The sequence below is a fragment of the Citrobacter sp. Awk 4 genome (assembly GCF_028069725.1).
Taxonomy (GTDB): domain Bacteria; phylum Pseudomonadota; class Gammaproteobacteria; order Enterobacterales; family Enterobacteriaceae; genus Citrobacter_D.
This window is the reverse complement of record NZ_JANEWG010000006.1, coordinates 86,930-111,229: the sequence shown is the minus strand read 5'-3', so window position 1 is coordinate 111,229 and position 24,300 is coordinate 86,930. Positions and strand designations below refer to the sequence as shown.

At 52.7% G+C, this 24,300-nt stretch carries 25 protein-coding genes; 16 read left to right on the top strand and 9 right to left on the bottom strand.

The window, feature by feature from the left end; genetic code table 11:
• Positions 1-25: 25 nt before the first annotated feature.
• On the top strand, positions 26-1,471 hold the full coding sequence (tldD, locus tag NNO04_RS04040; protein WP_271443586.1) for a metalloprotease TldD: 1,446 nt from the start codon (positions 26-28) through the stop codon (positions 1,469-1,471).
• An 81-nt stretch (positions 1,472-1,552) separates the two neighbouring features.
• On the opposite strand, the gene aaeR is transcribed toward tldD, so the two are convergent.
• Positions 1,553-2,482, bottom strand: a complete 930-nt coding sequence (aaeR, locus tag NNO04_RS04035; protein WP_271443585.1) for an HTH-type transcriptional activator AaeR — start codon at positions 2,480-2,482, stop codon at positions 1,553-1,555.
• Between the two features lie 182 nt (positions 2,483-2,664).
• Here aaeR and aaeX point away from each other — a divergent pair, with 182 nt between their 5' ends.
• The 4 genes from aaeX to NNO04_RS04015 all read left to right on the top strand — a co-directional run bounded on the left by aaeX (position 2,665) and on the right by NNO04_RS04015 (position 6,178).
• A complete protein-coding gene (gene aaeX, locus NNO04_RS04030; protein WP_162379314.1) occupies positions 2,665-2,868 on the top strand; it encodes a p-hydroxybenzoic acid efflux pump operon protein AaeX in 204 nt (67 codons plus the stop codon).
• A gap of 7 nt (positions 2,869-2,875) precedes the next feature.
• Positions 2,876-3,808 carry a p-hydroxybenzoic acid efflux pump subunit AaeA gene (gene aaeA, locus NNO04_RS04025; RefSeq protein WP_271443584.1) on the top strand — a complete coding sequence of 311 codons (933 nt, stop codon included), beginning with the start codon at positions 2,876-2,878 and terminating at the stop codon, positions 3,806-3,808.
• Positions 3,809-3,813: 5 nt separating this feature from the next.
• Positions 3,814-5,781 (top strand): p-hydroxybenzoic acid efflux pump subunit AaeB, encoded by a 1,968-nt coding sequence (gene aaeB / locus NNO04_RS04020; RefSeq protein WP_271443604.1) that lies wholly within the window; start codon positions 3,814-3,816, stop codon positions 5,779-5,781.
• 124 nt (positions 5,782-5,905) lie between these two features.
• Positions 5,906-6,178, top strand: a complete 273-nt coding sequence (locus tag NNO04_RS04015; RefSeq protein WP_271443583.1) for a barstar family protein — start codon at positions 5,906-5,908, stop codon at positions 6,176-6,178.
• Positions 6,179-6,240: 62 nt separating this feature from the next.
• On the opposite strand, the gene yhcN-B is transcribed toward NNO04_RS04015, so the two are convergent.
• From yhcN-B to argR, 3 genes are all read right to left on the bottom strand, one after another.
• Positions 6,241-6,507 carry a DUF1471 family stress response protein YhcN-B gene (gene yhcN-B, locus NNO04_RS04010; protein WP_162379317.1) on the bottom strand — a complete coding sequence of 89 codons (267 nt, stop codon included), beginning with the start codon at positions 6,505-6,507 and terminating at the stop codon, positions 6,241-6,243.
• Positions 6,508-6,605: 98 nt separating this feature from the next.
• Positions 6,606-6,869, bottom strand: a complete 264-nt coding sequence (gene yhcN, locus NNO04_RS04005) for a peroxide/acid stress response protein YhcN (RefSeq protein WP_271443582.1) — start codon at positions 6,867-6,869, stop codon at positions 6,606-6,608.
• Positions 6,870-7,248: 379 nt separating this feature from the next.
• The gene (argR, locus tag NNO04_RS04000; protein WP_162379319.1) at positions 7,249-7,719 is read right to left on the bottom strand and encodes a transcriptional regulator ArgR; all 471 of its coding nucleotides are present in this window, start codon (positions 7,717-7,719) and stop codon (positions 7,249-7,251) included.
• 415 nt (positions 7,720-8,134) lie between these two features.
• Between argR and mdh the strand changes: the two genes are divergently transcribed.
• Entirely contained in the window at positions 8,135-9,073 is a 939-nt protein-coding gene (gene mdh / locus NNO04_RS03995) for a malate dehydrogenase (protein ID WP_162379320.1), read from the top strand.
• A 73-nt stretch (positions 9,074-9,146) separates the two neighbouring features.
• Here mdh and degS read toward each other — a convergent pair whose 3' ends face one another.
• From degS to zapG, 3 genes are all read right to left on the bottom strand, one after another.
• Positions 9,147-10,214: an outer membrane-stress sensor serine endopeptidase DegS gene (gene degS, locus NNO04_RS03990; RefSeq protein ID WP_271443581.1), complete on the bottom strand. Its 1,068-nt coding sequence runs from the start codon at positions 10,212-10,214 to the stop codon at positions 9,147-9,149.
• 93 nt (positions 10,215-10,307) lie between these two features.
• Positions 10,308-11,675, bottom strand: coding sequence for a serine endoprotease DegQ (gene degQ / locus NNO04_RS03985; RefSeq protein ID WP_271443580.1), 1,368 nt, complete (start codon positions 11,673-11,675; stop codon positions 10,308-10,310).
• Positions 11,676-11,842: 167 nt separating this feature from the next.
• Positions 11,843-12,241, bottom strand: a complete 399-nt coding sequence (gene zapG / locus NNO04_RS03980) for a Z-ring associated protein ZapG (protein ID WP_271443579.1) — start codon at positions 12,239-12,241, stop codon at positions 11,843-11,845.
• Positions 12,242-12,433: 192 nt separating this feature from the next.
• On the opposite strand from zapG, the gene zapE reads away from it, so the two are divergent.
• From zapE to sspB, 5 genes are all read left to right on the top strand, one after another.
• The gene (gene zapE / locus NNO04_RS03975; protein WP_271443578.1) at positions 12,434-13,558 is read left to right on the top strand and encodes a cell division protein ZapE; all 1,125 of its coding nucleotides are present in this window, start codon (positions 12,434-12,436) and stop codon (positions 13,556-13,558) included.
• A 276-nt stretch (positions 13,559-13,834) separates the two neighbouring features.
• Positions 13,835-14,263, top strand: coding sequence for a 50S ribosomal protein L13 (gene rplM / locus NNO04_RS03970; protein WP_024551131.1), 429 nt, complete (start codon positions 13,835-13,837; stop codon positions 14,261-14,263).
• A gap of 15 nt (positions 14,264-14,278) precedes the next feature.
• A complete protein-coding gene (gene rpsI / locus NNO04_RS03965; protein ID WP_003860436.1) occupies positions 14,279-14,671 on the top strand; it encodes a 30S ribosomal protein S9 in 393 nt (130 codons plus the stop codon).
• 315 nt (positions 14,672-14,986) lie between these two features.
• Complete coding sequence (gene sspA, locus NNO04_RS03960) at positions 14,987-15,625, top strand: stringent starvation protein SspA (RefSeq protein WP_162379325.1); 639 nt, start codon at positions 14,987-14,989, stop codon at positions 15,623-15,625.
• A gap of 5 nt (positions 15,626-15,630) precedes the next feature.
• The gene (gene sspB / locus NNO04_RS03955; protein ID WP_271443577.1) at positions 15,631-16,134 is read left to right on the top strand and encodes a ClpXP protease specificity-enhancing factor; all 504 of its coding nucleotides are present in this window, start codon (positions 15,631-15,633) and stop codon (positions 16,132-16,134) included.
• 44 nt (positions 16,135-16,178) lie between these two features.
• On the opposite strand, the gene dcuC is transcribed toward sspB, so the two are convergent.
• On the bottom strand, positions 16,179-17,546 hold the full coding sequence (gene dcuC, locus NNO04_RS03950; RefSeq protein WP_271443576.1) for an anaerobic C4-dicarboxylate transporter DcuC: 1,368 nt from the start codon (positions 17,544-17,546) through the stop codon (positions 16,179-16,181).
• A 387-nt stretch (positions 17,547-17,933) separates the two neighbouring features.
• Here dcuC and nanR point away from each other — a divergent pair, with 387 nt between their 5' ends.
• The 5 genes from nanR to nanQ all read left to right on the top strand — a co-directional run bounded on the left by nanR (position 17,934) and on the right by nanQ (position 22,826).
• Complete coding sequence (gene nanR / locus NNO04_RS03945) at positions 17,934-18,725, top strand: transcriptional regulator NanR (RefSeq protein WP_271443603.1); 792 nt, start codon at positions 17,934-17,936, stop codon at positions 18,723-18,725.
• Between the two features lie 136 nt (positions 18,726-18,861).
• On the top strand, positions 18,862-19,755 hold the full coding sequence (gene nanA / locus NNO04_RS03940) for an N-acetylneuraminate lyase (RefSeq protein ID WP_271443575.1): 894 nt from the start codon (positions 18,862-18,864) through the stop codon (positions 19,753-19,755).
• A 110-nt stretch (positions 19,756-19,865) separates the two neighbouring features.
• Positions 19,866-21,356, top strand: coding sequence for an MFS transporter (locus NNO04_RS03935; RefSeq protein ID WP_271443574.1), 1,491 nt, complete (start codon positions 19,866-19,868; stop codon positions 21,354-21,356).
• A 130-nt stretch (positions 21,357-21,486) separates the two neighbouring features.
• Positions 21,487-22,359, top strand: coding sequence for an N-acetylmannosamine kinase (nanK, locus tag NNO04_RS03930; RefSeq protein ID WP_271443573.1), 873 nt, complete (start codon positions 21,487-21,489; stop codon positions 22,357-22,359).
• The gene (gene nanQ, locus NNO04_RS03925; RefSeq protein WP_271443602.1) at positions 22,359-22,826 is read left to right on the top strand and encodes an N-acetylneuraminate anomerase; all 468 of its coding nucleotides are present in this window, start codon (positions 22,359-22,361) and stop codon (positions 22,824-22,826) included. Before nanK ends, nanQ begins: the two co-directional genes overlap by 1 nt.
• A gap of 43 nt (positions 22,827-22,869) precedes the next feature.
• On the opposite strand, the gene gltD is transcribed toward nanQ, so the two are convergent.
• Positions 22,870-24,288, bottom strand: coding sequence for a glutamate synthase subunit GltD (gltD, locus tag NNO04_RS03920; protein ID WP_271443572.1), 1,419 nt, complete (start codon positions 24,286-24,288; stop codon positions 22,870-22,872).
• Positions 24,289-24,300: the final 12 nt, after the last annotated feature.

Here is a 24,300-nt window from a genome sequence, read left to right as displayed (position 1 = left end):
GCAGTAACTAACGAGTAGCAAAACGATGAGTCTGAACCTGGTAAGTGAACAATTGCTAGCGGCGAATGGCCTGAAACATCAGGATCTGTTCGCTATTCTGGGCCAACTGGCCGAACGCCGTCTTGATTACGGCGATCTCTATTTTCAGTCGAGCTATCACGAATCCTGGGTTTTAGAAGACCGCATCATTAAAGATGGTTCTTACAACATCGATCAGGGCGTTGGCGTACGCGCGATCAGCGGTGAAAAAACCGGATTTGCCTACGCGGATCAGATAAGCCTGCTGGCGCTTGAACAAAGTGCTCACGCGGCACGCACCATTGTGCGGGACAGTGGCGACGGTAAAGTGAAAACGCTGGGTGCCGTGGAGCATCAGGCGCTTTATACCTCCGCTGATCCGCTGCAGAGCATGAGCCGTGAAGAGAAGCTGGACATTCTGCGCCGGGTGGACAAAGTGGCGCGTGAAGCCGACAAACGTGTGCAGGAAGTGACAGCCAGCCTGACCGGCGTGTATGAGCTTATTCTGGTAGCGGCGACCGACGGTACTCTGGCGGCCGATGTTCGCCCGCTGGTGCGCCTGTCTGTCAGCGTACAGGTTGAAGAGGATGGTAAACGCGAGCGCGGCGCCAGCGGCGGCGGCGGTCGTTTTGGCTATGAGTTTTTCTTAGGTTCGCTGGACGGCGAAGTGCGCGCGGATGCCTGGGCAAAAGAAGCGGTACGTATGGCGCTGGTGAATCTCTCAGCGGTTGCCGCGCCTGCGGGGACGCTGCCGGTAGTATTAGGCGCAGGCTGGCCGGGCGTGTTGTTGCACGAAGCGGTAGGGCACGGGCTGGAAGGCGATTTCAATCGTCGTGGCACGTCAGTTTTCAGCGGCCATATGGGTGAACTGGTGGCATCTGAACTCTGTACCGTGGTTGACGACGGCACGATGATTGACCGCCGTGGCTCTGTCGCCATTGATGACGAAGGGACGCCGGGACAGTACAACGTATTGATTGAAAACGGCATTCTGAAAGGGTACATGCAGGATAAACTGAATGCGCGTCTGATGGGCGTTGCGCCGACAGGGAATGGCCGTCGTGAGTCTTATGCACACCTGCCGATGCCGCGTATGACCAACACCTACATGTTGCCAGGAAAATCCACGCCGCAGGAAATTATCGAATCGGTTGAATTCGGCATCTACGCGCCTAACTTTGGCGGCGGTCAGGTGGACATTACCTCTGGCAAGTTTGTGTTCTCGACCTCAGAAGCCTATCTGATCGAAAACGGTAAGGTGACTAAGCCGGTCAAAGGTGCCACGCTGATTGGTTCAGGTATTGAAGCCATGCAGCAAATTTCAATGGTCGGTAATGACCTGAAGCTGGATAACGGTGTTGGTGTCTGCGGTAAGGAAGGACAAAGCCTGCCAGTTGGCGTGGGTCAGCCGACGCTGAAGGTGGATAACCTGACGGTGGGTGGAACCGCCTGATTATCCCAGGCCGGATGTTTCCGGCCTGGGAATTTGATTCTTGCTCCAGGCCCGATATGCGTAGCGTCATCGGGCCTTTTATTACGTTTCCTTTCCTCTGCCGTACATTCCCTGAAACAGCTTCGCCACGTCGACAAAGTATTCTGTCAGATAGTTGATCACCACCTGCACTTTTAAGGGCAATTTGTCTTTTTCGGTGTACAACGCGTAGACCGGACGGGGATCCGACTGATAGCGGGGCAGTAAGATCTCAAGCTCTCCCCGATTGATCTCGTTGATCACCCACATCAGCGGCACGTAGGCGATCCCGGCACCTGCCGTCAGCCAGCGGCTGAGCGTCATAGGATCGTTAGTGACGAATCTTCCCTGAGGAATTAGCCGGGTAGAGATCCCTTCCGGGGCGATCAGCTCAAATTCGTTATCCGGTCGTACGCTGTATTCCAGCCAGGAGTGGTTGCTAAGATCGGCGGGCTTCTCCGGTACGCCAAACTGTGCGAGATAACTTTTTGCGGCACATACCACCATCGGCATGGCTCCCAGACGGCGAGAAAACAGGCTCGAGTCTTGCAACGCACCGACCCGAATCACGACGTCCAGACCGTCGGCGATCAGGTCAGGAGCTGGAATACCTGTCACCAGGTTCACCGTGAGCCCGGGGTATTCCTTCAGCATCCTGGCAGTCAGTCCGGCAAGGACATTTTGCGCCATGGTTGAAGAACAGCCGATGCGCAACGTACCGATAGGGGTGTTGTTAAACGCGTAAAGTTGCTCATGGACATCCTGCACTTCATGCAACATTCGGCGGCAGCCCTGGTAGTAAATTTTACCGGCTTCGGTAAGGCCAATGCTACGAGTACTGCGGTTCAGCAGCTTCACCTGCAGTTCATCTTCCAATTTTGCCACGGTCTGGCTAATGGAAGAGACGCTCATTTGTAGCTGTCTGGCTGCGGCGGTAAAGGAACCAAATTCAACCACTTTGGCAAACACCGACATACGTTTTAATCGTTCCATTATTCACTCTGGCTTAAAAGTGATTTAGATCACATAATATAGATAACAGCATAACAGTTACGCTAATATATTATTATTCAAATAACAGCAGTGTCGCTCTCGCCTGGCTTTCCTTGCCCTTCTCTGCGGTGACACTGGCTGATAATTCTATCGCCTGCACTCTCTCTACAATCAAGGTCAACATGAGTCTGTTTCCCGTTATCGTGGTGTTTGGGCTGTCCTTCCCACCGATATTTTTCGAACTTCTTTTATCACTGGCGATTTTCTGGCTGGTGCGCCGGGTGCTGGTACCGACAGGTATCTATGATTTTGTATGGCATCCGGCGCTGTTTAATACCGCGCTCTATTGCTGCCTTTTTTATCTGATATCGCGCATGTTTGTTTGAGGCTGAAGTGAAAACACTAACAAGAAAAATCTCCCGCACGGCCATTACGCTGATACTGGTCATCCTGGCGTTCATCGCCATTTTTCGCGCCTGGGTCTATTACACCGAGTCACCCTGGACGCGTGATGCGCGTTTCAGCGCAGATGTTGTGGCCATTGCGCCGGATGTGGCGGGACTTATCACCAATGTCAATGTTCACGATAACCAACTGGTGAAAAAGGATCAGGTGCTGTTCACCATCGATCGGCCACGCTATATAAAGGCGCTTGAAGAGGCCGAAGCCGATGTAGCGTATTACCAGGTGCTGTCGCAGGAAAAACGCCAGGAGGCAGGCCGACGTAATCGTCTTGGTGTTCAGGCGATGTCTCGTGAAGAGATCGATCAGGCGAACAACGTTCTGCAAACCGTATTACATCAGCTCGCGAGAGCGAAGGCGACCCGTGACCTGGCAAAATTAGATCTCGAACGTACCGTGATTCGCGCGCCGGCAGACGGGTGGATAACCAACCTGAACGTCTATACCGGTGAGTTTATTACCCGGGGTTCCACGGCGGTTGCTCTGGTAAAACAGCACTCTTTCTATGTATTGGCATATATGGAGGAAACCAAGCTGGAGGGAGTTCATCCGGGCTATCGTGCGGAAATCACGCCGCTGGGCAGTAATCGGGTGTTAAAAGGGAGTGTGGACAGCGTGGCGGCGGGGGTCACGAACGCCAGCAGTACCCGCGATGCGAAAGGGATGGCGACCATCGATTCCAACCTCGAATGGGTGCGACTGGCGCAGCGTGTTCCGGTGCGGATCCGTCTTGATGATCAGCAGAACAACCTATGGCCAGCAGGTACAACGGCGACTGTCGTGATCACCGGTCAGCAGGATCGTGATGCAAGCCAGGATTCCTTCTTTCGCAAATTAGCGCATCGTCTGCGCGAGTTTGGTTAATCATGATGGGGATCTTCACCATCGCCAGCCAACACGTTCGCTTTGCGATAAAGCTGGCGTGCGCGATTGTGCTGGCGCTGTTTGTTGGTTTTCACTTTCAGCTTGAAACGCCGCGCTGGGCGGTACTGACTGCGGCGCTTGTTGCGGCGGGGCCAGCATTTGCTGCCGGAGGTGAACCCTATTCCGGCGCCATCCGCTATCGCGGTATGTTGCGCATCATTGGGACCTTTATCGGGTGTATCGCTGCGCTGGCGATCATCATCACCATGATTCGCGCACCATTGCTGATGATTCTGGTGTGCTGTATCTGGGCAGGATTTTGCACCTGGATCTCTTCTCTGGTACGTATTGAAAACTCCTACGCGTGGGGGCTTTCTGGGTATACCGCACTCATTATCGTCATCACCATTCAAACGGAACCGCTATTGACGCCGCAGTTTGCCCTTGAGCGCTGTAGCGAGATTGTGATTGGCATCGTCTGCGCTATCGTCGCGGATCTGATTTTCTCTCCACGCTCGGTGAAGCAAGAGGTTGATCTTGAAGTGGATAACCTGCTCATCGCGCAGTATCAACTGATGCAACTGTGTATTAAACACGGTGACAGTGAAGAAGTGGACCGTGCCTGGAGCGCGCTTGTGCGCCGTACTGCGGCACTGGATGGCATGCGCAGCAATCTGAACATGGAGTCCTCGCGCTGGGTGCGTGCTAACCGACGTCTGAAGGCGATCAATACGCTCTCCCTGACGCTGATCACGCAATCCTGCGAAACCTACATGATCCAAAATACGCGTCCGGAGCTGATTACTGATACCTTCCGTGAGTTGTTTGAAACCCCCGTTGAAACGGCGCAGGATGTTCACCGGCAGCTCAAGCGTATGCGCCGCGTGATCGCCTGGACGGGTGAGCGGGAAACGCCAGTCACCCTGTACACCTGGGCTGGGGCAGCAACGCGGTATCTGTTATTAAAACGCGGCGTGGTGGGTAATACGAAAATCAGTGCCACTGAAGAAGAGATTTTACAGGGTGAACCCGTGGTGAAGGTGGAGTCTGCCGAGCGTCACCATGCCATGGTCAACTTCTGGCGAACCACCTTGTCATGCGTGCTGGGGACGTTGTTCTGGCTGTGGACGGGATGGACCTCTGGTAGCGGTGCGATGGTGATGATTGCCGTCGTGACCTCACTGGCGATGCGATTGCCAAATCCGCGCATGGTTGCGATCGACTTTATCTACGGGACACTGGCGGCGCTGCCGTTGGGGCTACTCTATTTCCTGGTGATTATCCCTAACACACAACAAAGTATGTTACTGCTCTGTCTGAGTCTGGCGGTGCTGGGATTCTTTCTGGGCATTGAAGTGCAGAAGCGTCGTTTGGGTTCTATGGGGGCACTGGCGAGTACCATTAACATCATCGTGCTCGACAACCCCATGACCTTCCATTTTAGCCAGTTTCTGGACAGCGCGTTGGGGCAGATTGTCGGCTGTATGCTGGCGTTTATCGTGATCTTACTGGTACGGGATAACTCCCGTGACAGGACGGGCCGCGTGCTACTCAATCAGTTTGTTTCGGCGGCTGTCTCAGCCATGACCACCAATGTGGCACGGCGTAAGCAAAACCATCTACCGGCGCTCTATCAGCAGCTGTTTTTGCTGATGAACAAATTCCCGGGCGACTTACCCAAGTTCCGTCTGGCGCTGACGATGATCATTGCGCATCAACGTCTGCGTGACGCGCCGGTTCCGGTGAATGATGATCTCTCTATTTTCCACCGCCAGCTTCGGCGTACCGCCGATCGCGTGATTTCCGCCAGTAGCGACGACAAGCGCCGGCGATACTTCGGACAACTTCTTGAGGAACTCGACATCTATCAGGAAAAACTGCGTATATGGGAAGCGCCACCGCAGGTTACGGAGCCGGTAAAACGGCTGTCTGGCATGTTGCATAAATACCAGCATGCCCTGACGGATAACTAAACACGAAAAAGCCGACGCCAAAAGCGTCGGTTTTTTTATGGCTATACTTAACTGATGTGCGGGAATTGTCGTGGTAGGTAGTTTGGTGGGCTGCGAAAGCGCTTACCGGAGGTGGTGGCGGGCAATGAATATCTATACCTTTGATTTTGATGAGATAGAAAACCAGAGTGACTTTTACCGTGAGTTTGCGCGGATGTTTGGTATTGCCAGAGAACAGATCAGCGATCTGGATTCTCTGTGGGAGATAGTGACAGGTGAAGTGTTGCCGTTACCGCTGGAAATTGAGTTTGTTCATCTCCCTGAAAAGCAGCGCCGACGTTATGGGGCGCTGATTTTGCTGTTTGATGAAGCAGAAGAAGAGCTGGAAGGACAGTTACGTTTTAACGTTCGGGTCTAAGCGTCAGGCATAAAAAAGCCCCCGACAGGCGGGGGCAAGTCGTCGGACTAGACGACGAGGGTTTATTTATAGAGTTCTGCCGTGGCGTGCCACTGTGACCCTTCTTTCAGTTCAACCACGCGATAGCTGCTGGCGCCTGCTTTCTCCGCTTTAGCGGCGAGTTCCTGACGCATATCCATCGGGGAGCTACCAATCTGAGAAACAGAGATACTGCCCATGGATTGCAGATTTTGTGCTTCTTGCGCATTGACCTGGTGTACGGCGGCGTTTGCGCCGAAAGAGAGAACAGAAGCCAGGCCGAGTGAAGCGATAAGATATTTAGTGTTCATTTTATACATTCCTCAATACGGTTAACTCTGCGGTTTACAGGGCGTTCTTATGCGATATTCCCGCGAGTTAATTTTGCATTAGCGATAACAAGCGAAACTTATTTGTACAGTTCAGCCGTGGCGTGCCAGTGGCTACCGCTACGTGCTTCGGTAATCTGATACGCAGAGGCGCCTTGTTGTTCCGCTTTTTTGTTCAGCATTTCACGCATGTCCATCGGCGAAGAGCCGATCGCGCTGACGGAAACGGAACCGATAGCTTCGCGGTTTTGCGCCTGCTGGGCATTGATGGAATCAGCGGCGAATGCACCGAATGAGAGAACAGAGAGAATACTTAACGTTGCAACCGTTGTTTTGATTTTCATGATATTTACCTCGTCGAATTCTTTTATTGGGGTCTTTTGTTTCGTGACCCTCATCACAAAATCAAGTATACACTAATCACGCGATCAATTAATACCCTGCTAATTATTTAGGTGGTAATTAAGTGTTAAGAAATTAAGTTTTTATAATGCTATGGAATTAAAAATGCTGCTGATGGCAATACTTTTGATTTAAATCTAATAAATTCATAAAGATATGAAATTTAACAAAATGTGCGATTTTTGGATTTATCATTGGCCGTGCGAATGTGTTTCGGCAATTAAACGCACTATTTGTTAAATGAAAAGCAGTGGAAATGCGCGTAAAACAGGGAAGAAAGCAGGATTTTCCCCGCCGGGTGTGGCGGCGGGGAGGGAGGGGTTACAGCTCTTGTTCGAACAGTTCGAGAATCGCTTCGTACAGATCTTTCACCGAGAAGCCATTAGCAGGAGTGGTGAAAATGGTGTCATCGCCCGCAATTGTCCCGAGGATACCTTCCGCTTTGCCCAGTGAATCCAGCAGGCGTGCGATCAGTTGCGCAGCACCAGGGCTTGTATGGATCACCACAACGGCATCGTTGAAATCGATATCTAACACCAGGTTTTTTAGCGGGCTGGATGTCGTGGGGACTCCCAACTCTGCCGGGAGACAGTACACCATCTCCATTTTTGCGTTGCGGGTCCGCACGGCACCGAACTTTGTCAGCATGCGAGAGACTTTGGACTGATTGATGTTATCAAAGCCCTGATCCTGCAACGCGAGGACGATTTCACCCTGTGAGCTGAATTTTTCTTCTTTAAGTAGCGCTTTAAACGCCTTTACTAATTCTTCTTGTTTTGCCGAGCTTCGCATAAGTCACCCGTAATATGGCGGTAGAAACAACATTATTGTGCATACAGATGAATTTTTATGCAAACAGTCTGCCTTGTTTGAGGCTGAAATAATGTTATGAAAGAGCGGAATTTTATCAAATTTCGTTATCAAGAAACATGCCTGTGTCACGGCTCGCAAATAAGGTTAAAAGTAAATTAAATGTTATCAAATTGATGTTGTTTTGGAGGGGGAGTAGGGTATATTGTCCGCACCTGTAGAACAGTTGCTCTACTGCTGCAGTGGCATTCAATTACGTAAATTAAATGCATAAAATCCAAATTCGCGTGACTCCGCATTCTTGACACGTGGGGATTGTAATCATTTATTTTGTGAATTAAGGTCGCCGCCGCGGAGCAATAAACACTTAGCTTATCAATATAATAAGGAGTTTAGGATGAAAGTTGCAGTCCTCGGCGCAGCGGGCGGTATCGGTCAGGCGCTAGCATTACTGTTAAAAAATCAACTGCCTTCAGGTTCAGAACTCTCCCTGTACGACATCGCTCCAGTGACCCCAGGTGTGGCCACTGACTTGAGCCATATCCCAACTGCTGTGAAGATCAAAGGTTTCTGTGGCGAAGACGCAACCCCGGCACTGGAAGGTGCGGATGTGGTTCTGATCTCTGCGGGCGTGGCGCGTAAACCGGGTATGGATCGTTCCGACCTGTTTAACGTTAACGCCGGTATTGTGAAAAACCTGGTCCAGCAGATTGCGAAAACCTGCCCGAAAGCGTGCGTAGGTATTATCACCAACCCGGTGAACACCACCGTCGCTATCGCTGCAGAAGTCCTGAAGAAAGCCGGTGTTTATGACAAGAACAAACTGTTTGGCGTGACCACGCTGGATATCATCCGCTCCAACACCTTTGTTGCGGAACTGAAAGGCAAGCTGCCGACTGAAGTTGAAGTACCGGTGATTGGTGGACACTCTGGCGTGACTATTCTGCCACTGCTGTCGCAAATCCCTGGCGTTAGCTTCACCGAGGAAGAAGTCGCAGCCCTGACCAAACGTATCCAGAACGCGGGTACTGAAGTGGTTGAAGCAAAAGCCGGTGGCGGATCTGCAACCCTGTCTATGGGTCAGGCTGCTGCACGTTTTGGCCTGTCTCTGGTTCGTGCGCTGCAAGGCGAAAAAGGCGTTGTGGAATGTGCTTACGTTGAAGGTGACGGTCAGTATGCTCGTTTCTTCTCACAGCCACTGCTGCTGGGCAAAAATGGTGTGGAAGAGCGTCAGTCTATCGGCAAACTGAGTGCCTTTGAGCAGAATGCGATGGAAGGCATGCTGGATACGCTGAAGAAAGATATCACTCTGGGCGAAGAGTTCGTTAATAAGTAAGCGAACAGCCATCAGTGAAAAAAAACCGGAGCATTGCGACTCCGGTTTTTTTGTCTCTGGCTTCGGGAAATACTCAGTTCGTTGCTGGATATTCCTGAATGGTGACCTGCAGTGTCAATTGTTTGTCATCCCGCATAACGACCACGGAGATCACGGAGCCAGGGCGAATTTCAGCCACCTGATCCATGGTTTCCAGTGCGGAAACAGCAGGCTTATTGTTCACCGAAATGATCAAATCATTGACCTGAATGCCAGCCTGAGCCGCCGGACCATTCGGTGAGACCTCGTTGACGACGATTCCCTGAATTTGGTCCATCCCACCGCCCTGGGCATGCATTGGCGCGATTTCGCGACCGCCAATACCGATGTAGCCACGGATCACGCGACCATCACGGATAAGTTTATCCATAATTTTTGTCGCCAGCTGGAACGGAATGGCGAAGCCAATGCCTTCCGGCGTTTCGCCGTCGTTACTTTTATCAAAGGATAAGGTGTTAATGCCCATCAACTCACCCAACGAGTTGATCAGCGCACCACCGGAGTTGCCGTGGTTGATGGAGGCGTCCGTTTGTAGAAAATTCTGGCGCCCGGAAGGGTTCAGACCAATACGCCCGGTTGCGCTGATGATCCCCTGGGTGATGGTTTGTCCGAGGTTATATGGGTTGCCGATAGCCAGAACGACGTCGCCGATATGCGGCGTACGGTGCGAGTTTATCGGAATCGTCGGGAGTCCACCGGCGGCATTAATTTTTAACACGGCCAGATCGGTCAGCGAATCGGACCCTACCAGCAGCGCCTCAAATACGCGTCCATCCTGCAAGGCTACGATTATCTGATCGGCGTCGTTAATGACATGCTTGTTCGTGATGATATAACCGCGCTGATCCATGATCACACCGGAGCCTAGCGTGCGGATTTCAAGCTGATTATGCGCCGTACTGTTCATACTGCGGTTATAGACGTTAACGACGGCAGGCGCCGCACGGCGAACCGCCGAGTTGTAACTGGCGGGCGTCTCATCGGTACTGTCAAATTGCGGAGCCGTAAGGGTATTTATTTTGCGCAGCGACGGCATAGCAGCCAACAAAATGGCGCCGACAATTAAACCAATCGCGACTGAACGTAAGAGCTTCACAAGCATGATGGAGGCGTCATTAAAAAAAGGGAACGGCAGCAGCATACCACGAGTTTACCGGACATCACACGCGAGGCTGATGCCCGGTTCACGACGGACTTAACGTAAGAGCAAATAAATGCTCTCATTACCGCGAACGATTTGCAGGGCGATGATGGACGGTTTTGTCTCCAGAACCTTGCGCATTTCGGCAATAGAGTTCACGCGATCGCGGTTTACACTGACAATAACGTCATCTTTATGTAAACCCGCCTGAGCGGCTGGGCTGCTTTTTTCCACATTATCAATCTTGATGCCTTTGCTGCCGTCTTTCAATTGACCATCGCTTAACGTAGCGCCTTGCAGTGCAGGGGCGATCATCTCAGCATTGGCGGATGATGATGTGTTGGAGTCGAGGGTAACGTCGACCTCCAGGGGTTTACCGTCACGCAACAGACCCAGTTTCACGGTGGTGCCAGGCTCCGTGGTTGCAATACGCGAGCGTAACTCTGCAAAACTGTTGAGCGGCTTGCCGTTAAGGCTGGTGATGACATCTCCGGACTTCACCCCCGCTTTTGCGGAGCCCGAGTTTGGCAGCACTTCACTGACAAATGCGCCGCGCTGTACGTCAAGTTTGAACGCTTTGGCGATATCGGCACTCATTTCCATGCCTTTGATACCCAGCAAACCCCGCTTGATTTCCCCGAACTGGATCAGCTGCTGCGCCAGTGTGCGTGCCATGTTGCTCGGGATAGCAAACCCAATTCCGATACTGCCGCCGCCAGGGGCGAGGATGGCGGTGTTAATACCGATCAGTTCGCCGTTCAGGTTGAGCAGGGCCCCGCCGGAGTTACCGCGGTTAATGGATGCGTCAGTCTGAATAAAGTTCTCCAGCCCTTCCAGATTCAGTCCGCTACGCCCCAGCGCAGACACAATACCGGAGGTCGCCGTTTGCCCCAGCCCAAATGGATTACCTACGGCGACGGCAAAGTCCCCTACGCGCAACTTGTCGGAGTCGGCGATGGCAATTTGCGTCAGATTACTGGCTTTCTGAATTTGCAGCAGAGCGATATCACTTTGATCGTCACTGCCGATCAGTTTGGCATCGAATTCGCGCCCGTCATTTAACTGGACACTGATCTTCTGCGCCTGACTGATAACGTGATTATTGGTCAGGACATACCCTTTCGCGGCATCAATGATGACCCCAGACCCTAAACCCTCGAAAGGCTGCGACGGTTGTTCAGGCAACTCATCGCCAAAAAACTTTTTGAACTCTTCCGGGACTTTTTGCCCCTGTGTTGCCGTTCCTTCGACTTTTACGCTAACCACGGCAGGCAGTACCTTTTCCAGCATTGGGGCGAGGCTTGGCAGCGCTGCCTGACCAGGAATTTGTGCCGGAATTGACGCGAGGGCCTGAAACGGCGCTGAGAGCGTTAAACCGATACTTAACGCTAATGCACTCAACAACTGGGTTTGTTTTTTCATGGATCCTGCTCTCGTACCTTGAGTGAAAGGAAAGACGATTCAAAACAGTTTGATGTTATTGAATTTTCGACCTGGCAACAATGAGACTGCTGACTAAATAATAGCTGGGACAGGAGAGAAGAGAGGGCGCAATGACTGCGCCCAATAAAATTATTTACGTTGCGTGGTTAACCGCGTTTGGCGCCCGCACGCAGCAGGCCTGACGCGCCTTCGGAATAATCACGTGGCATCTGCACCGGCGCCTGATCGTTACCGGCTTCAGACTCCGCCAGGCGATTACGGAACGGGTTAGATTCCGCAGACAGTTCCGGCAGCAGGCTGCTGGAGCTTTTTGCCATGTGTTGATACAGCTGGCGATAATCATGCGCCATGGTATCCAGCAGCTCAGCGCTGCGGGCAAAGTGGCTGACCAGCTCTTCACGATACTCTTCCAGCTCAGCTTTGTTCTTTTCCAGTTCGTACTGCAATGCCTGCTGTTGACGTAATTTACGATTACCAAAACGCACGGCTACGGCACCAATGATGATACCGACGACTAACCCAATTAGCGCATATTCCCAGGTCATGAACATCTCCCGTTGTCTTTTGTTTCCGTAGGGTGTTGGCTTTAGGCTCCATGCCTGCGCCTGATTATGCCACTATAACCGCTAATCCCGTAGAAGTGGAATCCCGACTTTATATCGCGTAGTGTAGAACGGCCTTTTTTTCGTCAACCGTGAACGACGGCACATCGATTCTCAAGGAATAACAATAACATCATGCAAAGCTTTTCCCCGACATCGCGTTACCTCCAGGCCCTCAACGAGGGAAGCCATCAACCCGACGACGTACAAAAAGAAGCGGTTAACCGGCTGGAAACCATTTACCAGGAACTGACGAGCAGCGTGTCCCCTGAGCCACAGGCCAGCGGACTGATGGCCCGTTTTGGCAAATTGTTGGGAAAACGTGAGCCAGCAGCACGTTTACCGGTGCGCGGTCTGTATATGTGGGGCGGCGTAGGACGCGGGAAAACCTGGCTGATGGATCTGTTTTATCACAGTCTGCCGGGCGAACGTAAACAGCGGCTACATTTCCACCGTTTTATGCTGCGCGTACACGAAGAACTGACCGCCCTACAGGGGAAAAGCGATCCGCTGGAGATAATTGCCGATCGTTTTAAAGCAGAGACGGATGTGCTCTGTTTCGATGAATTTTTTGTCTCGGATATCACCGATGCGATGCTGCTTGGTGGATTAATGAAGGCGCTGTTTGCTCGCGGTATCACGCTGGTAGCGACATCCAACATTCCGCCGGACGATTTGTACCGTAACGGCCTGCAACGTGCGCGTTTTCTTCCGGCCATCGACGCAATAAAACAACACTGCGACATCATGAATGTGGACGCCGGGGTCGATTATCGCCTGCGTACGCTGACTCAGGCACATTTGTGGCTTGCCCCGCTCAACGATGACACGCAGCAACAGATGGATGCGCTTTGGCTGGCGCTTTCGGGGACAAAGCGTGAGCATGCGCCGACGCTGGAAGTGAACCATCGCCCGCTCGCAACTCTGGGCGTGGAAAACCAAACGCTGGCGGTCTCGTTCGCGACGCTGTGCGTGGATGCCCGCAGCCAGCATGACTACATTGCGTTGTCGCGTCTTTTCCATACGGTGTTGTTGTTTGATGTTCCCGTGATGACGCCGTTGATGGAGAGTGAAGCGCGTCGCTTTATTGCTCTGGTGGATGAGTTTTATGAGCGCCACGTCAAACTGATAGTCAGTGCCGCCGTGCCTTTATATGACATCTATCAGGGGGAGCGCCTGAAGTTTGAATTCCAGCGCTGTTTGTCGCGTTTACAGGAGATGCAGAGCGAGGAGTACCTGAAGCGCCCGCATATGCCTTAATACTTACATCCCTTTCCCCCGAGGGAAAGGGACTGGCGCCTGGCCCTGGTCATCGAAAAACCCTGTTCAAATCACATTTAGGGGTCGATCTTTGACCGTGACTTCTCTATAATCTTGCGACCCCACGTTACGAGAAGGTTTTTTTCCCAAAACTTTCTATGTGCTGGCATAGGCTATTCGAAGGGGTAGGTTTGCCGGACTTTGTCGTGTGAGCCTCAACTTTTAAACGTTTGGGTGTTCACCAACGTGTAACTAATTTATTTGGGTAAGCTTTTAATGAAAACTTTTACAGCTAAACCAGAAACCGTAAAACGCGACTGGTATGTTGTTGACGCGACCGGTAAAACTCTGGGCCGTCTGGCTACTGAACTGGCTCGTCGCCTGCGCGGTAAGCACAAAGCGGAATACACTCCGCACGTAGATACCGGTGATTACATCATCGTTCTGAACGCTGACAAAGTTGCTGTAACCGGCAACAAGCGTACTGACAAAGTGTACTATCACCACACTGGCCACATCGGCGGTATCAAACAAGCGACCTTTGAAGAGATGATTGCCCGCCGTCCTGAGCGTGTGATTGAAATCGCGGTTAAAGGCATGCTGCCAAAAGGCCCGCTGGGTCGTGCTATGTACCGTAAACTGAAAGTTTACGCGGGCAACGAGCACAACCATGCGGCACAGCAACCGCAAGTTCTTGACATCTAATCGGGATTATAGGCAATGGCTGAAAATCAATACTACGGCACTGGTCGCCGCAAAAGTTCCGCAGCTCGCGTTTTCATCAAACCGGGCAGTGGTAAAATCGTAATCAACCAACGTTCTCTGGAACAGTACTTTGGTCGTGAAACTGCCCGCATGGTAGTTCGTCAGCCGCTGGAACTGGTCGACATGGTTGAGAAACTGGATCTGTACATCACCGTTAAAGGTGGTGGTATCTCTGGTCAGGCTGGTGCGATCCGTCACGGTATCACCCGCGCTCTGATGGAGTACGACGAGTCCCTGCGTTCTGAACTGCGTAAAGCTGGCTTCGTTACTCGTGACGCTCGTCAGGTTGAACGTAAGAAAGTCGGTCTGCGTAAAGCACGTCGTCGTCCGCAGTTCTCCAAACGTTAATTGGTTTCTGCTCACGCAGAATACAGTTGGCGAAAAACCCGCTTCGGCGGGTTTTTTTATGGATAAATCGTCGTTAAACGCACCGCTATCCTCCGATTAACGCCCTCTTTTTGCCCATTTCCAGAATCGACTCACCACAAAGGTCACAAAATCTGGTAAACTATCATCCAATTTTCTGCCCAAATATCGAGTATTGTTCATTTTTTGTTTGATTTTTGAACAATGATGACTTTTCCGAAGATGGGAAACATAACTTCTGACTGGTCACCTGGTGGCTGGTAGCAGTAAAAATTCTGAATATACCTGGAGGTTTTCATGGCTGTCGCTGCCAACAAACGTTCGGTAATGACGCTGTTTTCTGGTCCTACTGACATCTATAGCCATCAGGTCCGCATTGTGCTGGCTGAGAAAGGTGTTAGTTTCGAGATCGAGCACGTGGAAAAGGACAATCCACCTCAGGATCTGATTGACCTCAACCCGAATCAGAGCGTACCGACACTGGTGGATCGTGAGCTGACCCTATGGGAATCTCGCATCATTATGGAATATCTTGATGAGCGTTTCCCTCATCCGCCGCTGATGCCGGTTTACCCGGTTGCTCGCGGTGAAAGCCGCCTGTACATGCATCGTATTGAAAAAGACTGGTATACGCTGATGAACGTCATCGTAAACGGGTCTGCTTCTGAAGCTGACGCTGCACGCAAACAACTGCGTGAAGAGCTGCAGGCGATCGCGCCTGTATTTGGTCAGAAACCGTATTTCCTGAGCGATGAGTTCAGCCTGGTCGATTGCTACCTGGCGCCGTTGCTGTGGCGTTTGCCGCAGTTGGGTATTGAGTTCAGCGGTGCGGGTGCGAAAGAGCTGAAAGGCTACATGACTCGCGTCTTTGAGCGTGACTCTTTCCTGGCGTCGCTGACCGAACCTGAGCGTGAAATGCGCCTCGGCCGGGGTTAATCTGTATGGATTTGTCACAGCTATCCCCACGCCGTCCATACCTGCTGCGTGCATTTTATGAATGGCTGCTGGATAACCAGCTAACGCCGCACCTGGTGGTGGATGTGACGCTTCCTGGCGTACATGTCCCCATGGAATATGCACGTGACGGGCAAATCGTTCTGAACATTGCACCTCGTGCGGTGGGGAATCTGGAACTGGCAAATGACGAAGTGCGTTTTAATGCGCGCTTTGGTGGTGTACCTCGCCAGGTTTCAGTCCCGCTTGCTGCCGTACTGGCGATTTATGCACGTGAGAATGGTGCGGGTACGATGTTCGAACCTGAAGCCGCTTACGATGAAGACGTCACCAGTATCAATGATGACGATGAAACGTCTGGTGCTGAGGGCGAGACGGTCATGTCAGTTATCGATGGTGATAAGCCGGATCATGATGACGACAACCGTCCCGATGACGATCCACCGCCACCACCGCGTGGTGGTCGACCGGCGCTCCGTGTCGTGAAGTAAATTCAAACAGGCCCCTGGGGGCCTGTTTTGTATTCTACTGTCTGCTAATAAAATAATAGGATAGTGGCAATCATATTCACCACGAATCCTACCGCCATGGGGATTGCCGTACGCTTAACGACCTCAAAGGGAGAGACGCCTGCAATGCCTGACGTCACAACGATGACGGCGGTGATTGGTGAAACAGCACGCGCCAGCGTTGTTGCAAAATGCATTGGCATGATCATAACGACGGCGGGAATGTGAAGTCCTGCGGCGATATCCGGGATCAGACTGGCAAAAGACATAAATGGCGCGTTGCCAGATCCCATCACAATTGCGCAGGCCGCAATGACAATTGCCATAATAATCATGACGCCAATACCGCCCAGACCGGAATGCTCAGCGCCTTTGATCACGGCATCTACGGTACCGATAGTCGTTAAGCCTTTGGCAAAAATTTCACCCGCGACCACCAGCGTGACAACATTCGCGAACTGGGTGCCCATACCATCAAAGAACGCCTGGACGTCATCCATCGTCTCCCGAAGATTGTGCGTTCGAATGAATTCCACAAATATCGTGATGGTCATGCTCATCAGCATCACCACGACCAAATTGAGCTCTGACTGCATATAGCCAGTATGTGCCAGCAAGAGTGAGCCAAGCATCAGGATGAGCGGCATAACGGGTAAAAGCGCGTAATACAGCGGGGGGACATCCTCAAGAGCGCGTTGCTCCACGGGGTGCCCGCTCTCTGTCGTCGCCTTTTGGTCAAATCGTCGCTGAACGAAAAAGTGGGCGATAGCGACAGCAACAATGACGCAGGTGGCGACAGGTAGTTGGTACTGAAAGAAATAGGTCGCAATTTTCATTCCGGCGACCTGTGCCGCGAAAATAGAGTTTGTTTCGAGGATCCCCCACTCAATCGACATTGATGTTGCGATGACCGCCACCGCAGAAAGACGGCTTACACCCAGGCTGACCAACGTCGGGTAGAGCGTAACCATCAATAGCATTCCCAGCCCCGACGCGCTGGTAATAAATTGTGCCATGATCTGTCCGATCACATAGGTCGCGGCGAGAACAATATAGGGTGATTTGATAAGCTTCAGTGGCCGGCTCAGCAGACTCACCATCGCCCGACTGGCGCCCATCCGGTCCATATAACGGGCATATCCCCCCACCGCCATGATGGACAACCCTAATCCGGCGGCCCTGGTTGAGAGCATGCGCAGGATTTCATTATAAATATCAACCAACAGATAGCCGCTGCTTTTGGCCGGATCCAGTAGCGATCCCAGACCTAACCAGACGCCGCATAGCATCAGGAAGATCCCCGCAGCCGCCAGAACTATCTGGGGTTTATAGTTTTTGAGGATCAGATAGCCCATCGTAATTAATACGATCACAGAAATTATTATGCCGAACATTTTCTCACTCCATGCCAGAAAGAAGATGAATCAGGTGATGATGGTGTGCTGGAGCGGATGTTATATTTTTCTTTACGGTTTTTATGGCATAGATATCGTGTTTTTAAATTGAAAATTTAATTATTTTGTTTAAAAACATATTGTTATGATTATTTTTCAAGAGCATATTCTTAAATTTCATTAACTCGGGCAGAGGACTCACATCCGTTAAAACTGGGAGAATAAATAAAGAGGGAATATAGGGAGAAATAGAACACTGAATTAATCATGTATAATCAGAAAAAGCGGGAACCATTTGTTTTCTGGATGGGAAAGTCGGAGCATTTCACCCCGCTTTCGATCCTGTGTTAGGATAACTTTTGTTGTTGTTGGTCACAATTCATCAGACTGGACGCTATGAACGCATTTGATTCGCAAGCAGAAGATTCTCCATCCACTATCGGTAACAGTTTGCGCCGCCGCCCGCTGGCACGCAAAAAACTCTCTGAAATGGTTGAAGAAGAGCTGGAGCAGATGATCCGCCGCCGTGAGTTTGGCGAAGGGGAGCCGTTGCCGTCCGAGCGAGAACTGATGGCATTCTTTAACGTCGGACGCCCGTCGGTACGCGAAGCGCTGGCCGCCCTCAAGCGCAAAGGTCTGGTACAAATCAACAACGGTGAACGCGCGCGCGTCTCGCGCCCCTCAGCGGACACCATCATCAGCGAACTTTCCGGCATGGCGAAAGATTTTCTCTCGCACCCTGGCGGCATCGCGCATTTTGAACAACTGCGCCTTTTCTTTGAATCGAGTCTGGTGCGTTACGCCGCCGAGCACGCCACGGACGAACAGGTAGCCCTGCTGAGCAAAGCCCTGGAGATCAACAGTCAGTCGCTGGATGACAATAGCCAGTTCATCCGATCCGATGTCGATTTTCACCGTGTGTTGGCAGAGATCCCCGGCAACCCGATCTTTATGGCGATCCACGTCGCGTTGCTCGACTGGCTGATCGCCGCGCGTCCAAAAGTTGCCGATGAAGCGCTGTATGAACATAACAGTGTGAGTTATCAACAGCATATCGCGATTGTCGATGCGATCCGCGCCCGCGATCCCGACGAAGCTGACCGCGCATTGCAATGCCACCTCAACAGCGTGTCTGCCACCTGGCACGCCTTCGGTAAAACCAAAAAATCCCGCAAGTAATCCCCGTATTGCGATCGGTTTAGTGAAGTCGATCGCACAATAAACTTTCTGTATTACGCTGTCGTAAAAACGATCTGGTATAACAGGTATAAAGGTACACAGTTAATCAGTTTTAAACACCACTAATGAGGTATTTATGGCAAGCAATTTACGTGGCGTGATGCCCGCACTCCTGACCCCTTTCGATGCGCAGCAGAAAGTAGATAAGGACAGCCTTCGCCGTCTGGTGCGATTCAACATTGAGCAGGGAATTGATGGGGTGTATGTCGGAGGTTCCACCGGGGAAGCCTTTGTGCAAAGCCTTGCCGAGCGCGAAGAAGTGCTTGAAGTCGTGGCCGAAGAGGGCAAAGACAAAATCACCCTGATTGCTCATGTGGGTTGCGTCAGTACGGCGGAAAGCCAGCAACTGGCAGCAGCAGCCAGCCGTTACGGTTTTGATGCCGTCTCAGCGGTGACGCCGTTCTACTATCCGTTCAGCTTTGAAGAACATTGCGATCACTACCGCGCGATTATCGATTCTGCTGATGGATTGCCAATGGTGGTTTACAACATCCCGGCGCTGAGCGGCGTCAAACTGACGCTGGATCAGATCAACACGCTGGTCACCCTGCCAGGCGTTGGCGCCCTGAAACAGACCTCGGGGGATCTCTATCAGATGGAGCAGATCCGTCGTGCACATCCGGATCTGGTGCTCTACAACGGTTACGACGAGATCTTCGCTTCCGGTCTGCTGGCGGGCGCGGATGGCGGGATCGGCAGTACCTACAACATTATGGGCTGGCGCTATATGGGGATCGTGCAGGCTCTGCAAGAAGGGAATATCGCTAAAGCGCAGCAGTTACAGCGCGAATGTAACAAGGTGATCGACCTGCTGATCAAAGTGGGCGTGTTCCGTGGCCTGAAAACTGTACTGCACTACATGGATGTTGTCTCTGTCCCGCTGTGCCGCAAACCGTTTGCGCCTGTGGATGAAAAATATCTGCCGGAACTGCAAGCATTGGCCAACCAGCTGCTGGCGGAAAAGGCATAACAGCGGATAGCATGGGGCGCTTTGCCTGTCCGGCCTACATAGATCTAACGTAGGCCGGATTAGGCAATGTCGTTTTCCGGCACAACAACAAAAATCGTCGGGAGAGTAAAATGAGTACTAATACCCAGAGCATCCCGTGGTATCGCCATCTCAACCGGGCACAGTGGCGGGCATTTTCCGCCGCCTGGTTAGGGTATGTGCTTGATGGATTTGATTTTGTATTAATTGCGCTTGTATTGACAGATGTACAAAGTGAGTTTGGGTTGACGACGGTTCAGGCAGCAAGTCTGATCTCGGCAGCCTTTATTTCCCGTTGGTTCGGCGGGCTGATGCTTGGCGCCATGGGGGACCGTTATGGTCGCCGTCTGGCAATGGTCAGTAGCATTATCCTTTTTTCCGTCGGTACGCTGGCCTGCGGTTTTGCACCCGGTTACACCACCATGTTTATCGCTCGTCTGGTCATTGGTATGGGCATGGCTGGCGAATATGGCTCAAGCGCAACCTATGTTATTGAAAGCTGGCCGAAGCAGTTGCGTAACAAAGCCAGCGGATTTTTGATCTCCGGTTTCTCCATTGGCGCGGTTATCGCAGCCCAGGTCTACAGTCTGGTAGTGCCCATCTGGGGCTGGCGAGTCCTCTTTTTCATTGGCATCTTACCGATTGTCTTTGCGCTCTGGCTGCGAAAAAATATTCCGGAAGCGGAAGACTGGAAAGAAAAACACGAAGGGCAAGCGCCGGTACGCACTATGGTCGATATTCTCTACCGGGGTGAGCATCGGGTAATCAATATCCTGATGACCATCGTGGCGGCGACCGCTCTGTGGTTCTGTTTCGCAGGCAATCTGCACAATGCCGCCATTGTGGCGGGATTAGGTCTGCTGTGTGCTGTCATCTTCATCAGCTTTATGGTGCAGAGTAGCGGTAAACGCTGGCCAACCGGCGTCACGCTCATGCTGGTGGTGCTGTTTGCGTTCCTTTACTCCTGGCCTATCCAGGCATTGCTCCCGACCTATCTCAAAACCGAGCTGTCCTATGACCCGCACACGGTGGCGAATATCCTGTTCTTCAGCGGCTTCGGCGCGGCGGTAGGCTGCTGCGTGGGCGGTTTCCTCGGCGACTGGCTGGGCACCCGCAAAGCCTATGTTTGCAGTCTGCTGGCCTCACAGTTGCTCATTATCCCGGTCTTTGCCATTGGCGGCGCAAACGTCTGGGTATTGGGTTTGCTGCTGTTCTTCCAGCAGATGTTGGGTCAGGGGATCTCAGGGATCCTGCCGAAACTGATCGGCGGATATTTTGATACCGACCAGCGTGCGGCAGGTCTTGGCTTCACCTATAACGTGGGAGCACTTGGTGGCGCGCTGGCGCCGATCCTTGGTGCATTGATTGCACAACGTCTGGATCTGGGCACCGCGCTGGGATCGCTCTCCTTTAGCCTGACGTTTGTGGTTATCTTGCTGATTGGCCTTGATATGCCGACCCGTGTTCAGCGCTGGCTGCGTCCAGAAGCGCTGCGTACCCATGACGCTATCGACGGCAAACCGTTCAGCGGCGTCGTGCCGTTGGGCGGAGACAAAAGCGCCTTAGTCAAAACGAAAAGTTGATCCGCTTGCCCGGTCGCGTACCGGGCAATCTTTGTAGGGGAAGAAACATGTTGTTACCTGAAACACAGGGTAAAAGAAGTACCGCCATCACTCGACCGGAATCCCATTGTCAGTGGCATCAGGAGGCGCAATGACGACGTTGGCAATAGATATCGGCGGCACCAAACTGGCTGCCGCGCTGGTGGGCGACGATCTACAAATCCGCGAACGCTGCGAACGTCCTACTCCTGCCAGCAAAACACCGGATGCGCTGCGTGAAGCCTTAAAGGCGCTGATTGAGCCGCTGCAAACCCAGGCGAAACGGGTGGCGATTGCCTCGACGGGTATTATTCATCAGGGTGTCTTGCAGTCGATTAATCCGCAAAATCTGGGCGGGCTGATGCACTTCCCGCTGGTGCACACCTTAGAGGAACTGACCGGTTTACCAGCGCTGGCGGTGAATGATGCTCAGGCGGCGGCCTGGGCGGAATACCATGCCATTGCGAAAGAGATCAGCGATATGGTGTTTATCACCGTTTCAACCGGCGTTGGGGGCGGCATCGTCAGCGGCGGTAAATTACTGACCGGAGAGGGAGGGCTTGCCGGGCATCTGGGACATACGCTGGCGGATCCACAGGGGCCGGTGTGTGGCTGCGGCCGGGTGGGATGTGTGGAAGCGATCGCCTCCGGACGCGGGATCGCGGCGGCGGCTCAGGGTGAGCTTGCCGGATGTGATGCAAAAACGATTTTTGCCCGGGCGGCTGATGGCCATGAGCAGGCAATACGCCTGGTCCAGCATTCCGCTCAGGTGCTGGCGCGGTTAATTGCCGATGTGAAAGCCACCACCGATTGCCAGCAGGTGGTCGTTGGCGGCAGTGTTGGTTTGGCGACAGGGTACCTGGCGCAGGTTCGTCACTTTCTGGCGCAGGAGCCGTCGGTGTATCACGTGGCGCTGAGTGCGGCGCATTACCAGCATGACGCCGGGTTATTAGGCGCTGCATTGATAGCTCAGGGAGGCAAATGATGATGATGGGGGAAGTGCAGTCGCTACCGACTGCGGGGCTACATCCGGTACTGGAAGAGGCGCTGACGCTGGCGTTAGCGGCCCGACCACAGGAAACAGCGCCAGGGCGCTATGAACTGCGCGGTGACGATATCTTTATGAATGTGATGCAGTTTGCCACACAGCCTGCGCAAGAGAAGAAGGCAGAGCTGCATGAGCAGTACATCGACATTCAACTGCTGCTGGCAGGTGAGGAACGCATTCTGTTCGGCATCACCGGTTCTGCGCGTCAGTGTGAAGAGATGCATGTTGAGGAGGATTATCAGCTGTGTACTCACATCGACAATGAACACGCGTTGGTGTTGAAGCCGGGCATGTTCGCGGTATTTATGCCGGGAGAGCCGCATAAGCCGGGCTGTGTTGTTGATGTTCCGGGGGAGATCAAGAAGGTGGTCGTGAAGGTGCGAGCGAGTTTATTGAAAGCATAAAAAAGCCGGATGGGGCGGTGACGCCGCCATCCGGCACTGAGACCTACACTTCCAGCCAGTTCATGATCCCGTCAGCGGCTTTACGGCCTTCGGCAATCGCCGTGACCACCAGATCCGAACCGCGAACGATATCGCCACCCGCGAAGATTTTTGGATTGCTGGTCTGGAATGCGTTGTCGCTGCCTTCCGGCGCGATAATCCGCCCCTGAGAATCCAGCTCGACACTGTGTTGCGCCAGCCATTCCATGCTGTGCGGACGGAAACCAAACGCCATCACCACCGCATCTGCCGGAACCACGTGCTCGGAACCGGCAACGATCTCCGCGCGACGACGACCTTTCGCATCCGGGGCACCCATCTCAGTGCGCGCCATTTTCACGCCGCACACCTTACCGTTGGCGTTTATTTCCACGCCCAGCGGCTGCACATTGAACTGGAACTCGACACCTTCTTCACGCGCGTTTTTCACTTCGCGTTTTGAACCAGGCATGTTTTCTTCGTCACGACGATAGGCACAGGTTACGTGTGTCGCACCCTGACGAACCGAGGTACGAACGCAGTCCATCGCAGTATCGCCACCGCCCAGCACGACGACGCGTTTGCCTTCCATGCTGACAAACGGTTCATTGGCGGTTTCGCCAAAGCCCATCATCTGTTTGGTATTGGCGATCAGGAACGGCAGGGCGTCGAACACGCCATCGGCATCTTCGTTTTCCAGACCACCGCGCATTGACTGGTACGTCCCGACGCCGAGGAAGACAGCATCGTACTCTTTTAGCAGGGCGTCGAGCTGTACGTCACGACCCACTTCAACATTGAGTTTGAACTCAATGCCCATGCCGGTGAAGATTTCACGGCGGCGGGTCATTACCTCTTTTTCCAGTTTGAAGGCCGGAATACCAAAGGTCAGCAGACCGCCGATCTCCGGATGCCTGTCAAACACCACCGCCTTCACGCCGTTGCGGGTCAGCACATCGGCACAGGCCAGCCCTGCGGGCCCGGCACCAATGATCGCCACGCGTTTGTCGGTCTGGCGAACGCCGGTCATATCCGGACGCCAGCCCATTTCGAAGGCTTTATCATTGATATAGCGTTCGATATTACCGATGGTGACTGCGCCAAACTCATCGTTCAGCGTGCAGGACCCTTCGCACAGTCTGTCTTGCGGGCAGACGCGACCGCACACTTCCGGCAGGGTGTTGGTCTGGTGAGACAACTCCGCCGCTTCAAAAATGCGCCCTTCGTTCGCCAGCTTCAGCCAGTTCGGGATGTAGTTATGAACCGGACATTTCCACTCGCAGTACGGGTTGCCGCAGGAGAGACAGCGATCCGCCTGCGCTTTCGCCTGACCTTCGGAAAACGGTTCGTAGATTTCTACAAACTCGATTTTGCGGATCTTCAGCGGTTTTTTCGGCGGATCAACGCGCTGCAGGTCGATAAATTGGTATACGTTTTGACTCATTGCTGCTACCCC